Origin of the sequence: Erythrobacter sp. YT30 (genome assembly GCF_001542875.1) — a bacterium.
GTDB lineage: Bacteria > Pseudomonadota > Alphaproteobacteria > Sphingomonadales > Sphingomonadaceae > Erythrobacter.
The window spans coordinates 22,399-34,778 of sequence record NZ_LMAF01000002.1 but is presented as its reverse complement, the minus strand read 5'-3'; the positions used below and the strand labels follow the sequence as shown (position 1 = coordinate 34,778).

14 protein-coding genes are annotated in these 12,380 nt (G+C 56.7%); 3 read left to right on the top strand and 11 right to left on the bottom strand.

Going from position 1 to position 12,380, the window contains the following annotated elements; genetic code table 11:
• Positions 1-30: 30 nt before the first annotated feature.
• Positions 31-663 (bottom strand): hypothetical protein, encoded by a 633-nt coding sequence (locus AUC45_RS04850; protein ID WP_067599193.1) that lies wholly within the window; start codon positions 661-663, stop codon positions 31-33.
• A gap of 63 nt (positions 664-726) precedes the next feature.
• Here AUC45_RS04850 and AUC45_RS04845 point away from each other — a divergent pair, with 63 nt between their 5' ends.
• Complete coding sequence (locus AUC45_RS04845; protein ID WP_067599190.1) at positions 727-1,215, top strand: Rrf2 family transcriptional regulator; 489 nt, start codon at positions 727-729, stop codon at positions 1,213-1,215.
• A gap of 38 nt (positions 1,216-1,253) precedes the next feature.
• Here AUC45_RS04845 and AUC45_RS04840 read toward each other — a convergent pair whose 3' ends face one another.
• The gene (locus tag AUC45_RS04840) at positions 1,254-2,105 is read right to left on the bottom strand and encodes a phosphatase PAP2 family protein (protein ID WP_067599187.1); all 852 of its coding nucleotides are present in this window, start codon (positions 2,103-2,105) and stop codon (positions 1,254-1,256) included.
• Between AUC45_RS04840 and AUC45_RS15845 the strand changes: the two genes are divergently transcribed.
• Positions 2,104-2,346 (top strand): hypothetical protein, encoded by a 243-nt coding sequence (locus tag AUC45_RS15845; RefSeq protein WP_067599184.1) that lies wholly within the window; start codon positions 2,104-2,106, stop codon positions 2,344-2,346. The two genes, AUC45_RS04840 and AUC45_RS15845, sit on opposite strands and share 2 nt — an antisense overlap.
• Positions 2,347-2,406: 60 nt before the next feature.
• Here AUC45_RS15845 and AUC45_RS04830 read toward each other — a convergent pair whose 3' ends face one another.
• The 6 genes from AUC45_RS04830 to AUC45_RS04805 all read right to left on the bottom strand — a co-directional run bounded on the left by AUC45_RS04830 (position 2,407) and on the right by AUC45_RS04805 (position 7,432).
• Positions 2,407-2,664 carry an ATP synthase F1 subunit epsilon gene (locus AUC45_RS04830; RefSeq protein ID WP_067599181.1) on the bottom strand — a complete coding sequence of 86 codons (258 nt, stop codon included), beginning with the start codon at positions 2,662-2,664 and terminating at the stop codon, positions 2,407-2,409.
• A 2-nt stretch (positions 2,665-2,666) separates the two neighbouring features.
• Complete coding sequence (locus AUC45_RS04825) at positions 2,667-2,849, bottom strand: glutathione S-transferase (protein WP_067599178.1); 183 nt, start codon at positions 2,847-2,849, stop codon at positions 2,667-2,669.
• A 6-nt stretch (positions 2,850-2,855) separates the two neighbouring features.
• Positions 2,856-4,313, bottom strand: a complete 1,458-nt coding sequence (gene atpD / locus AUC45_RS04820; protein WP_067599175.1) for a F0F1 ATP synthase subunit beta — start codon at positions 4,311-4,313, stop codon at positions 2,856-2,858.
• 21 nt (positions 4,314-4,334) lie between these two features.
• On the bottom strand, positions 4,335-5,204 hold the full coding sequence (locus AUC45_RS04815; protein WP_067599172.1) for a F0F1 ATP synthase subunit gamma: 870 nt from the start codon (positions 5,202-5,204) through the stop codon (positions 4,335-4,337).
• Between the two features lie 103 nt (positions 5,205-5,307).
• Positions 5,308-6,837 (bottom strand): F0F1 ATP synthase subunit alpha, encoded by a 1,530-nt coding sequence (atpA, locus tag AUC45_RS04810; protein WP_067599169.1) that lies wholly within the window; start codon positions 6,835-6,837, stop codon positions 5,308-5,310.
• 40 nt (positions 6,838-6,877) lie between these two features.
• On the bottom strand, positions 6,878-7,432 hold the full coding sequence (locus AUC45_RS04805) for a F0F1 ATP synthase subunit delta (protein WP_067599166.1): 555 nt from the start codon (positions 7,430-7,432) through the stop codon (positions 6,878-6,880).
• Positions 7,433-7,679: 247 nt separating this feature from the next.
• Here AUC45_RS04805 and AUC45_RS04800 point away from each other — a divergent pair, with 247 nt between their 5' ends.
• Positions 7,680-8,507, top strand: a complete 828-nt coding sequence (locus AUC45_RS04800) for a TauD/TfdA family dioxygenase (RefSeq protein WP_067599163.1) — start codon at positions 7,680-7,682, stop codon at positions 8,505-8,507.
• An 11-nt stretch (positions 8,508-8,518) separates the two neighbouring features.
• On the opposite strand, the gene AUC45_RS04795 is transcribed toward AUC45_RS04800, so the two are convergent.
• The 3 genes from AUC45_RS04795 to AUC45_RS04785 all read right to left on the bottom strand — a co-directional run bounded on the left by AUC45_RS04795 (position 8,519) and on the right by AUC45_RS04785 (position 12,376).
• Positions 8,519-9,073: a hypothetical protein gene (locus AUC45_RS04795; protein ID WP_067599161.1), complete on the bottom strand. Its 555-nt coding sequence runs from the start codon at positions 9,071-9,073 to the stop codon at positions 8,519-8,521.
• 47 nt (positions 9,074-9,120) lie between these two features.
• Positions 9,121-10,623: a serine protease gene (locus AUC45_RS04790; RefSeq protein ID WP_067599158.1), complete on the bottom strand. Its 1,503-nt coding sequence runs from the start codon at positions 10,621-10,623 to the stop codon at positions 9,121-9,123.
• Between the two features lie 109 nt (positions 10,624-10,732).
• The gene (locus AUC45_RS04785; RefSeq protein ID WP_082700969.1) at positions 10,733-12,376 is read right to left on the bottom strand and encodes a serine protease; all 1,644 of its coding nucleotides are present in this window, start codon (positions 12,374-12,376) and stop codon (positions 10,733-10,735) included.
• Positions 12,377-12,380 lie beyond the last annotated feature (4 nt).

Sequence of the window (12,380 nt, the reverse complement as noted above, 5' to 3'; positions counted from 1 at the left end):
GCTTTTGTGGCGGACGGGAGTGAGTTTTTCTCAAGGTTCAACGCCAGGAAATAACGCAAAGTATTCTCTGTGTGGATCGGGCTGCTCAATCGCATAAAACGCTCCGCCATAGGCCGCAACGATAAGCGCACCGGCGATGGGGCCGATGGCAAGAGCATAGCCGTGCCAGCGGCGCGCGCCTCGAAAGTGAAGAGCTGAAATCAGATGGGTCACGAGCGCGATCACTGCAAACATGTAGTAGGGCGCAAACCCAAATCGCAGAGGGTCAAGGACGAGCGTTCCTGCCGCCCAGTAGAAATTCGTATCAAGGGCGGTGCCGGTGACAATACCTAGCCGGGTGGATAAGGCAGCGCTGGTGTGCATGACGATGAAAAACGCCAGATAACAAGCGCTGAGAAACTGCGCGCGGTGCCAGAAATCCTTGCGTTTACGTCGTCTGATCTGTCCGAGCAGCTTGAACCCGACCGCTACTTGCGCTGCCAGCGCTACTACAAGGGCGATCTCGACCGCAGGAATGCGATACACCGCGCGGCCCCATCGCAGCACTTGGTCCTGCGCGTCGATCCCGGCGATTGCGGCAAGGTGTGCCGAGAAATGAACGGCCAGGAAAACTCCGATCAGGATAGCGATCCTTTTGTGCGCTTGCTTCGCCGCGAGGGACATGGCAGTTCTCCTTAATCGGATATATATTATCCGGATAAAGAATGTCCGATTAAGGAGTCAAGCGTGCAGATCGCGAAAGGCGTAGAATGGACCACTCACATCTGCACAGTGATTGCCCTGCTACCGCCGGGTAGGGGCCTTGCTGTGGATGTACTTGCTGACTTTTTCGAGGTTCCTTCGGCCTACCTGTCAAAGCAGATGCAATTGCTCCGCCGGGCAGGAGTGGTGGAATCGGTGCGAGGGAAGAGCGGGGGATACCGCCTAGCAAAGACACCTGATGATATCACCCTGCTCGACATCGTGCTGGCGATTGAAGGACCTAAGCCGGCTTTCCGCTGTACTGAAATTCGCCAAAACGGCCCGTGTGGTTTGAAGCGGACAGACTGCAAACGCCCATGCGAGATAGCTGCCGCTTTTGCAGAAGCGGAACGTGTCTATCGCGATGCACTCAAAGTGAAGACCCTAGCCTCCATCATGCAAGAAGCGGCTGTGAATGCGAAACCCGAACACTTGAACGACATTGGCAATTGGGTGCAACAACAATTGCCGTAGCGTGTGAAAACCCGATGGTTGGCCAGGGGCGTTATGAGCTACCTACCATTTTCGCCGACTTGATCATCACGGATGAGCGCCTTCACGCTAAACCAGATAATGGGCACGAGCGCAGAGGATACCAATCCATCAACCGCATAATGCCAAGCCAGATGCACTGAGCCGACCAGCGTGACGGCATGGTAGGCCAGCGCTGCCAAAAACACGATCCCAAAACCGCGCCGCTCCCAAGCGAGGATCACAATCAGCATCGTCATCGCGCAGTGAATGGACGGCATTGCGCTGATGCCAGTGCCGATCATTTCATCGCCAGTGCTGGATAGCAGAAAATCCTGTATCCTAAGCGCCTTCAGATCGTAGGTGTTCAAACGCTCCATAAGCGGCGCGAACTGCGGATCGCCGAAGAAATGCTCGTAATAAACCGGGCCTGCACTCGACCACACAACTGCGAGTAGATTGCCGAGCAGGATCCACACAAGCAGATAAGTGAAGGTGGCGCGCAATTGAAAAACGCGATCCGCGGAAAACGCAGCAAGCACATAGACCAGCAGAATGACGAGGAACCAGGACGAATAGGCGACATCGATGAATTCGGTGCCCGTCTGCCCGATAAGGGTATGCGTAATGGTCCATGGATCAGTGCCAAAGATCGCCCTGTCCCATTCGGCAAACATAGGGTCCGCCCAAAAATCCTCGATCCGCGGGATGCCGACTTTGATGGCCCGATATGAACGGTTGACCAGAGCATAGCAGCCAAACAGGACTGCTGCCGTCATAAAGCGCCTGCGATCGCGCATGAATGCTTCCGCGATGTACCCAAACGGGCTGGGTGCTTTGCGCTGGATGGCTTCGAAGACCTTGAACAAAAACCAAAGCGTAAATGGTATCATGAGGAACGCGAATATCTCGATGATCCAGCTCGTCGTGATGTATGACGATATTGGGCGCCGTCCGATGTTCAGAGCAGCGATAAAATGGATGAGTGCAGCGCACACGATCAAGCTTAACCCGAAACTGGGCATCGCGATCGCGCTACGCTGGCTTGGCTGGCTAAGAGTTGTTGTCGTCACGACAGAGTCCAAGGCTTTCACTCAGAAAGCCTTAACCATAATCGCGTTAGTATTTCCCTAATTCGGAAAGAGTGAGAACAAGCGCCTTTGTGACGCGATGTCCCATGCGTGGCGAGAGCGCTTAACCCTCAACATGCTCCGCAAGCACAGTCAGGCCATTCTCGCCGACTTCGGCAAAGCCGCCCTTTACAGCAATCGTTTCGGGCGCAGCGCCCTCGGATTTGAAAACCTGCACGTCGCCGTCACGGATCGTGCTCATGAAGGGCGCATGGCCTTCGAGCACGCCGAATTCGCCGTCACTGCCGGGCACGACGACCATGTGGACGTCTTCTGAGCGGACCAGCTTAGCGGGCGTTACGAGTTCGAAGTGGAGAGCCATCTTCAGTTTCCTTGCATAGCCGCATCGAATTGCGCGGCGGCTTTTTCAAATTTGTCGCGGCAGCCTGGATTGCAAAAACCAACCACCTTGCCGCGATAGATCGTCAGGCTGTCTGCTGACACCGGATCACCCGACCAGGGGCAGTGCGTGTTGACGCAGTCTGCCAGGTCGAGCGTATCCGTCATTGTCTTTTAGGCGTCCTCAGCCAGTTTTGCAGCTTTCTCAACCACCATGTCGATGCCGCCGACCATGTAGAAGGCTTGCTCGGGCAGGTGATCGTATTCGCCGTCGACAACCGCTTTGAACGACTTAACAGTGTCTTCGAGCTGGACGAAGAGACCAGGGATGCCGGTGAAGACCTCGGCCACGTGGAAGGGCTGCGACAGAAACTTCTGGATCTTGCGTGCACGGGCAACGGTGAGCTTATCTTCTTCAGAAAGCTCGTCCATGCCGAGAATTGCGATGATGTCTTGCAGCGACTTGTACTTCTGCAGCGTTTCCTGAACGCGGCGAGCGGTGTCGTAGTGGTCTTGACCAACAACCGAGGGCTCAAGCACGCGTGACGTCGAATCGAGCGGGTCAACAGCAGGGTAGATGCCCAGCTCTGAAATCGCGCGGCTCAGTGTGGTCGTTGCGTCCAAGTGAGCGAATGAGGTCGCAGGCGCAGGGTCGGTCAAGTCATCGGCAGGCACGTAAATGGCCTGCACCGAAGTGATCGAGCCCTTGTTGGTCGAGGTGATGCGCTCTTGCAGGTTGCCCATGTCGGTTGAAAGGGTGGGCTGATAACCCACAGCTGACGGAATACGGCCGAGTAGCGCGGAGACTTCCGAACCTGCTTGGGTGAAGCGGAAGATGTTGTCGACGAAGAACAGAACGTCTTGGCCTTCCTGGTCGCGGAAGTATTCCGCCATCGTAAGACCAGATAGAGCTACGCGCGCGCGGGCTCCCGGAGGCTCGTTCATCTGGCCGAAGACGAGGGCCACTTTCGAGCCTTCCGAAACGGCATTGCCGTCTTCGTCCTTAGCGATAACGCCAGCGTCGAGGAATTCGTGGTAGAGATCGTTCCCTTCACGGGTCCGCTCACCAACGCCTGCAAACACGGACACGCCGCCATGACCTTTCGCGATGTTGTTGATAAGTTCCTGAATAAGAACAGTTTTACCAACGCCAGCACCGCCGAACAGGCCAATCTTACCGCCCTTTGCGTAAGGCGCGAGAAGATCGATCACTTTGATGCCGGTCACAAGAATGCTTGCCTCGGTAGACTGGTCCACAAAGGCAGGCGCATCGGCGTGAATTGGAGCGGTGAGGTCTGCGCCAACAGGGCCGCGCTCATCAATCGCTTCGCCAACCACGTTCATGATCCGGCCGAGAGTTTTCGGGCCTACGGGCACACTGATCTGCTTGCCGGTGTTGATCACTTCCGCGCCGCGAACGAGGCCTTCGGTTGAGTCCATCGCGATGGTGCGAACGGTGTTTTCACCAAGATGCTGCGCAACTTCAAGAACGAGCGTCTTGCCATCGTTCTTGGTTTCGAGCGCGGTCAAAATTGCGGGCAGCTCGCCTTCGAACTGCACGTCGACGACAGCGCCGATGACCTGGCTGATGGTGCCATTGGTTGTTTGGTTGAGAACAGGTGCGGTGGCCATTTTCTTTGTCCTTAGCCTTGATTACAGCGCTTCTGCGCCAGCAATAATTTCGATAAGTTCGGTGGTGATCGCGGCCTGACGGCTGCGGTTGTATTGGATCGTCAGCTTGTTGATGAGATCGCCTGCGTTGCGCGTGGCGTTGTCCATCGCTGTCATCGAAGCGCCTTGCTCTGATGCTTCACGCTCCAGCAGCGCTCCGAAGATTTGCGTCTTCACATAGCGTGGCAGCAATTCTTCGAGGATTTCCTCTTCGCCCGGCTCGTATTCGACAACCGCGTCGCTTTCTTCGGCCACGTCAGCAGAAGGGACGGGGATCAGCTGGTTGATAGTCGGATCCTGAGCGAGTGCGGATTTGAATGTCGGGAAAACAAGGTGCGCGACATCGAACGCGCCGTTTTCAAACATCTCAATGAGTTCAGCGGCAATCGCATCGGCTTCGTCAAAGCCGGGGGTTTTGACATTCGACGTATCGTATCCGCCGGTGATCTCATCCGCGTAATCGCGCTTCAGCGGTGCGCGGCCTTTTTTACCGACTAGGTAAAATTCGACCGATTTTCCTTCAGCGAGAAGTTCCTGCGCCTTGGCTTTTGCGGCCTTGACGAGGTTGGAGTTCAAACCGCCGCACAGGCCCTTGTCGGTATTGACGACAACCAGCAAATTGCGCTTGTCCGATCCGGTTCCAGCAAGCAGCTTTGGCGCGCTGTCGCCTGAAACCTTGCCCGCGAGCGAGGCCATGACAGCTGCCAGACGCTCCTGATATGGACGCGCGGCTTCAGCGGCAGCCTGCGCACGGCGCAATTTGGCCGCGGCAACCATCTGCTTTGCCTTGGTGATCTTCTGGGTCGATTTGACCGACCCGATCCGATCCTTGAGTTCCTTGAGTGAGGGCACCCAATTTTCTCCAATTCGTCATCCCAGCGAAAGCTGGGATCTGGTTCTGCCAGGTCCGACCCGGCGGTTAGCGATCCCAGCTTTCGCTGGGATGACGGCTAGTTCAGGCGAACTGCTTAGCGAAGGCTTCCAGGCCAGCAACAACGCTTGCCTTGGTGTCGTCTTCGAACTTGCCGCTGTCACGGATCGCCGCGAGCACGTCGCCATGTTCAGCGCGGAAGAAGGCAAGCATTTGCTCTTCATATTCGTTCACGCGGTCCACTGCGATGTCATCGATAAAGCCGTTGGTGCCGGCAAAGATCGACACGGTCTGCTCTTCAAACGGCATGGGTGAGAACTGCTTTTGCTTCAGCAGCTCTGTGAGGCGAGCACCGCGATTGAGCAGTTTCTGCGTTGCGGCATCGAGGTCCGATCCGAACTGAGCAAACGCTGCCATTTCGCGATATTGTGCAAGGTCGAGCTTCATCGAGCCCGATACCTTCTTCATCGCCTTGGTCTGGGCGGCACCGCCCACACGGCTAACCGAGAGACCAACGTTAATCGCGGGACGGATGCCCTGATAGAAGAGATCGGTTTCAAGGAAAATCTGACCATCAGTGATCGAAATCACGTTGGTTGGAATATAGGCCGAAACGTCACCAGCCTGCGTTTCAATGATCGGCAGAGCGGTCAAAGAACCAGAGCCATTGTCGGGGTTCATCTTCGCAGCACGCTCAAGCAGGCGTGAGTGGAGATAAAACACGTCACCCGGATACGCTTCACGGCCCGGAGGACGACGAAGCAGCAGCGACATCTGACGATAAGCTACAGCCTGCTTGGAAAGATCGTCATACACGATGACGGCGTGCATGCCGTTGTCGCGGAAGAACTCACCCATTGCGCAGCCAGTGTAAGGCGCGAGGTACTGAAGCGGTGCAGGCTCAGATGCGGTTGCAGCGACAACAATGGAATATTCCATCGCGCCGTTTTCTTCGAGCTGCTTTACGATCTGGGCAACAGTTGAACGCTTTTGGCCGACCGCAACATAGACGCAGTAAAGTTTTTTGCCTTCGTCATCGCCATCATTGACCGTTTTCTGGTTGATGAAGGTGTCGATGGCGACAGCGGTCTTACCGGTCTGGCGGTCACCAATGATGAGTTCGCGCTGACCACGGCCAACGGGAACCAGCGCGTCAACGGCTTTAAGGCCGGTTTGCACAGGCTCGGAAACCGATTCGCGCGGGATGATGCCGGGAGCTTTCACTTCAACACGCTGGCGAGTTGCACCTTCGATCGGGCCCTTGCCGTCGATCGGGTTGCCAAGCGCATCAACCACGCGGCCAAGCAGACCCTTGCCAACTGGAACGTCCACAATGGTTTCGGTCCGTTTGACGGTGTCGCCTTCTTTAATCTCAGCATCAGAGCCGAAGATCACGACGCCGACATTGTCGCTTTCAAGGTTCAGCGCCATGCCTTTTACGCCATTGGCAAACTCGACCATTTCACCAGCCTGCACTTTATCGAGGCCGTGAATACGGGCGATGCCGTCACCCACAGAAAGCACGGTGCCAACTTCGCTGACTTGTGCTTCGGTGCCGAAATTGGCAATCTGGTCTTTGATGACCTTGGAGATTTCTGCTGCGCGGATTTCCATGTTCAGTAGTCCTTTAAGCCTTCATGGCCAAAACGAATGATCAGGCTTTCATAGCCTGCGAAAGAGAATTGAGGCGGGTGCGGATCGAGGCGTCAATGCGCTCTGATCCGATGGTAACAACGAGCCCGCCCAACAGGTCGGGATCAACGTGTGATGTCAGCATAACAGTGCGACCCTGGCGGGCCGTCAGCTTGTCTTTGAGCGTGCTGAGCTGCTTGTCAGACAAAGGGTGCGCGCTGGTGACAGTCGCGGTCACTTCGCCGCGCTGATTGGCGGCAATTGTCTTGAACGCCTTGATCATGCTCGATAGCGCGCCGAGGCGGCGATTGCCGGCAAGCACGCCGAGGAAATTGGTGGTGAGTTCTGAAAGGCCAAGATGCGAAGCGAGGGCAGCAATCGCGCTGCCTTGTTCATCGCGTGACAATTGCGGGTTGGTTGTGACCGTTTCGAGTTCGGCGGATTCGGAAAGGGCTGCATCCAGCGTATCGAGATCACTCTCGACAGCGGTGACGGTGCCATTCTCACTCGCCAAATCGAAGAGGGCTGAGGCGTAACGCCCTGGCAGGCTTGCCTGAATACCGGCGGAATTATCCACTCGCTGTGTGTCCTTTGCGGGAACGCTTGAGAAAATACGGTACCTTGATTGAGCAGGTTATCCGGACAAGCAGAAACGAGCCCTGTTCAAAGCTGGCGCGCGCCTAGCAAGACAATGCATATTACGCAAGCGCAGCAAACTGTCTTGAAGAGGGGCACGCGCGTTTGAATCGCGGCAATTCTTGAATTGCGCGGAAAACTGCATCAGAACGTAGCGTAATGGCAAAAGCCAAGGGGAGAGGAAAACCATGAAAACCACAGCAATGGCGCCCGAATGCGGCGTGGAAATTGAAGGGGTTTCGCTTCGTTCGTGCTCGGATTCGGAGATGGATGCGATCAAGCATGCAATTTACGAACACGGCGTTGCGGTTTTTCGAAATCAGGAATTTTCGCCCGAAGATCACATTAAATTCGGCCGTCGCTGGGGCGGGATCGATGTGAACAATTATTTCCCGCTGCAGGAAGATTTCAACGAAATCGCGGTGGTGAAGAAAGAGCCTGACGAGCAGACCAATATCGGCGGGGCATGGCATACCGATCATTCCTATGACCAGATCCCGGCGATGGGCTCAATCCTGGTGGCGCGCGAACTCCCGCCCAGTGGCGGCGATACGATGTGGGCGCATATGGGTGCAGCTTACGATGCGCTCTCGGATGATCTGAAAGCGCGGATTGAAGGGTTGGAAGCGTTCCACACCGCCGATCACGTCTACAAGGCGGATGGCCTTTATGCGCAAACCGATATGGGCAAGAACCTTCGCGGGCAGGATCTGAAGACGGGCGCTGTCCATCCGGTGGTGATCCGCCACCCGCACACGGGGCGCAAGCTGCTGTATGTGAACAACGCCTTCACCATCAATTTCGTCGGCCAGACACGCGAGGAAAGCCTGCCGCTCTTGAACGAGCTATGTGATGCAGCGCTTACCGACACGAACCAGTGTCGCCTCAAATGGGAGCCGGGCACGATTGCCATCTGGGACAACCGAACAAGCTGGCACAATGCTATGAACGATTATCAGGGCCATCGACGCGAAATGCACCGGATCACGCTATCAGGCGAGGCGCTGGCGGCTTGATCGCAGCGCAATTAGAGGGCCCGCGTCAGCCAGGCGGCAACCACAAGACCCATAGCTGCAAAGCCGATAGCAACGTGCGACCAGCGCTTTGCGAAAATCATCGCCGCGACGACAGTCATCGGCAAAAGCTCGGTTGCGAGATACGGTAGGATGTCCCAAAAATCCTCTGACCGTCGAAAGCCCACAATGATCCAATTGATCCCAAGCGGTGCTACAATCAGGAAATAGAGACCCCACAGGTATCGCCGGTTTTCCTGATAATACTTCGCTAGATCTATTCCGCCTTCGGGTACGTGGTCAGGTAGGGATGCTGCAGCGAGTAGATTGAGCAGCACCAGAACCCACATGATCGGCAGAAAAGCAGCCAACGTTACTTCGCCTCGATCGTCGCTGCTGGCGAGCATCCACCAGAATGACATGATTGTCATCAGCACAAGAAGCGCAAACAGAGGCTGAGCCCAGTGCCACTTGACGTTGCCGGCCCGCAGCAATTTGTTGAGATGCTCAAGCTCAAAAGCCACGGCAACTCCCAGCACTATTGAAACGAAAACGAGTGCCTGTTCCATCGCTATCCTTTGCTAAGGGTGCTGCTTGAAGAAGGCTTGTCGCCGCTTCAATTGCTATCGCAGTTATAGATTAGCCGTTCATTGGGCTGATCGGGCAGCATGGATAGAACGCCCTCCTGCATATCGGACAGGCGCTGCGATGCGTTGGGCGCGCCGCATGATGGCGGTTGATAGCTCATCCGCGCATCGCGTGCTTTTTGCCAATCAACCTTGGGCAGCAGATAGCGCTCGTTTCGAAATTCGCCCTTGGCCAAATCAATTGTGGCCACACGCACCATGTAATCTTCTTGCGGCACAAACACCCGCGACCATACGCCGTCGCGCATTTGATATTGCGTTTCTTCATGGCAGCCATCGGCTTTCCACTCGAATTCGACATAGCGAGGAGGGGCAGTGGTCACTCGGCTGCGATCGGTATCAAGAGTGCAGCTGAACATGCCCGGTTGCAGGCCGCTGATCCCTTCGTCCCCGCCAAGCAAGCTGCTGGCATCAGCATTGTCGGCCAGTCGATCATCAACATCTTCGAGACTTGGGCGCGTAATCCAGACATAGGCCGCGCTGATTGCAGCAAGGCCGGCAATGCCTCCAAAGATCACAGCTCGGTTTTTGCCGCCTTCTGCCTGCGACGCCTGATATGCAAGCGCCCCGCCGCCTGCTGCCACCACCAGCAGAATTGCGGCAAGGGCCATCATGTTTTCGCGCTCTTCCTGAATTTGCCGCTCTATCCGCTCGCGCTCTTGCTGTTCGGCCTGCTCACGCGCGCGCTGCTCTTCTTCGGCGACCTTCTGCTCAGCTTCAGTTCGAGCGGCTTCTTCCGCCTCGATCTCGGCCATGGTGCGGCATGCGATATCGCTCGTTTTTGGCCTGACATCATTGCTGCGCAGAAACGCGATTGTTTCAGAGTTTGCCACAGCGAAAAGAAACTCGCCCTCGCTGGCGATCGAATTGGCCCCGAACGTGTTGACGCCGACAATCCGACCACATTCATCAAGCAGCGGCCCGCCGGAATTGCCGCGTCCTATAGGAGCGCTGTGGAGGACATGGTCCACCCCGCGCACCGCGCGCTGCTGGGAGACTTTACCGCGAGAGACGGTGGGTTCGTAACCGCGCCCGACAACATCATCGACAACGCCCGGAAAACCCACGGCCACCACATCGGCATTTTCGGACGTAAAATTGGAAACGAAAGTCAGCGGCGGCAAACGCAAGCTGTCGGGCACTTCAATGAGCGCCAGATCGCGGCTGCGGCTGTAATTTACGAGCTTGGCGACAACAGGTTCATCACCCCTTGGCGGAATGACCCCCACGAACACATTGCGATACTGCGCGGCCTCTCTGATCACGTGCGCATTTGTCACGAATTTATCAGCCGCAACGGCAAAGCCGGTCCCGTGGCTACGAAAGCGGACGCTCCCATCCCGGCCGACAGAAAAGATCACGACCCTGACGACACCGCGCGATGCTGCATCGATATCCGCCTCGCTTGCGCTTGCGCCCGTTGGTGAAAGCAACATTGCCGCGATGACAAGCAACCAAAGCCGGTGAAACATTCTGCCCCCTGAACACTTGACCCCGATCCAGCGCTAACGCGCCAGAGGCTCAAAGATGCCTAATTTGTAAACAAACTCAAGAGCTATTGTTTGCCGGTAACAGAGTTGATCACTCTTCAGCTTCCGCGACAGCGGGATTGCCGCTGGCGGGCTTTGGTTCGCAGGAATAGACCAGCCGTTCGTTCTCGCGCTCTGGCAGTTGCGCGATCACAGCGGACTGGCGCTCTCCAAGCAAGCGCGCTGCATCGGTCACGCCGCATGCAGGTGGAGAATAGCTGCGGCGCGCTTCGCGGGCGGCTTCCATGTCGGCGCGGCCCAAGAGGTAGCGATCGGTGCGGAAAGTGCGGCTTTCAGGATCATAGGAATTCACTGAAACGGCGGCTTCATCATTGGGCACAAACACGCGTGACCATGTGCCGCCGTCCATTCCGTATTGCGTTCGGCCATTGACGCATCCGGTCGCCGACCAATCGAACTCTATGTCATCCGTGCGGGCACCAGTGACCCGGCTGCGTTCAGGGACGAGAGTGCAAATGAGCGTTCCATCGCCTGCTGCGGAGAGATCCGGAGTTGTTGCGCCGTCTTCTCCGTCTCCGTTTTCCTTCAGGATCGCAGCCACACGGTCTTCAATATCGGCAGAGCTGGGCCGCGCCAGCCAGACGAGGATGCAGGCGATGAATGCAGCGCCGGCAGCACCAGCGGCCATGATTGCGAATTTGCGGCGGCTTTCATCCTTGCGCAATTGTGCCGCCGTGTATGCGGCTATCAGTCCTGCGATAAGCAGCAGCATCGTGGTGACAATCGCGTTTTCGCGCTCTTCCATCATTTGCATTTGCGCTTTGATCCAGGCCTGCTGGCGCGCCTCCCGCAATTCCTCTTCACGCGCATCGATGCGGGCCTGCGCGTCGGCACGCTCAGCTTCAAACCGTGCAAGCTCAGCTGCGTTCAATTCGTCAATCGACCGGCATGGGGAGGCATTGGTGCGCGGATCGATATTGTTGTCACGAAGGAAGGGCAGGAGCTCTCGCAACGACACGGCGAAGTAGAATTCGGCATCTGACCCATCCGAATCTGCACCAAACGAATTGACGCCCAGAACGCGGCCACATCCATCGAGCAATGGACCACCCGAATTGCCGCGCGCGATGGGCGCGGTGTGAAGGATCGTATCGAATTGGCGCGAGGGGCGTTCGCCTGAGAGAAAGCCCCGGCTTTTCACAGGTGGTTGCGGCCGGAATATATCGTCGATTTCGAGGCCTTGAGCGAGATCCACATTCATCGGATATCCGACAGCGGAAACCTCGCCCATATTGCCCGCGACCCCGCCAGCGAACGTGACGGGAGGCAGTTTCAGACTTCCTTCTGCGATTTCGATAAGCGCCAGATCATTGCGCGGGCTGACCGCGACGATCCTGCCAAATGCACCCGGTTCGCCATTGCGCGCCTGTTCGCTGGGCACGATCCCAATGCGCAACGTGTCATCGAGCACTGCATCGCGCACGACGTGCGCGTTGGTGACAATCATGTTGGGCGTTACGGCAAACCCGCTGCCATGGCTGCTGGGCCTTACGTTTCCCTCCTCATCGCGCACCAGCACAACGCGCACAACGCCGCGCGCCGCTGCATCGATATCGGCCGCATCGGCAAGTGCGGGTGCAGGAAGCAGCGCTGCAAAAAAGAGCGCAAACAAGGCGGCCAAGCGATAAAACATGCAAATGGCATGGCGCAGGGCGATCTTGCTCGCAAGTCCCATGATC

Excerpts from the sequence above, each read along its gene's own strand:
- AUC45_RS04790 (WP_067599158.1), bottom strand. The coding sequence starts at position 10,623 with ATGTTTCACCGGCTTTGGTTGCTTGTCATCGCGGCAATGTTGCTTTCA.
- AUC45_RS04830 (WP_067599181.1), bottom strand. The coding sequence starts at position 2,664 with ATGGCTCTCCACTTCGAACTCGTAACGCCCGCTAAGCTGGTCCGCTCA.
- AUC45_RS04840 (WP_067599187.1), bottom strand. The coding sequence starts at position 2,105 with ATGATACCATTTACGCTTTGGTTTTTGTTCAAGGTCTTCGAAGCCATC.
- atpA (WP_067599169.1), bottom strand. The coding sequence starts at position 6,837 with ATGGAAATCCGCGCAGCAGAAATCTCCAAGGTCATCAAAGACCAGATT.
- AUC45_RS04795 (WP_067599161.1), bottom strand. The coding sequence starts at position 9,073 with ATGGAACAGGCACTCGTTTTCGTTTCAATAGTGCTGGGAGTTGCCGTG.
- AUC45_RS04800 (WP_067599163.1), top strand. The coding sequence starts at position 7,680 with ATGAAAACCACAGCAATGGCGCCCGAATGCGGCGTGGAAATTGAAGGG.
- AUC45_RS04825 (WP_067599178.1), bottom strand. The coding sequence starts at position 2,849 with ATGACGGATACGCTCGACCTGGCAGACTGCGTCAACACGCACTGCCCC.
- atpD (WP_067599175.1), bottom strand. The coding sequence starts at position 4,313 with ATGGCCACCGCACCTGTTCTCAACCAAACAACCAATGGCACCATCAGC.
- AUC45_RS15845 (WP_067599184.1), top strand. The coding sequence starts at position 2,104 with ATGAGGAACGCGAATATCTCGATGATCCAGCTCGTCGTGATGTATGAC.
- AUC45_RS04850 (WP_067599193.1), bottom strand. The coding sequence starts at position 663 with ATGTCCCTCGCGGCGAAGCAAGCGCACAAAAGGATCGCTATCCTGATC.
- AUC45_RS04785 (WP_082700969.1), bottom strand. The coding sequence starts at position 12,376 with ATGGGACTTGCGAGCAAGATCGCCCTGCGCCATGCCATTTGCATGTTT.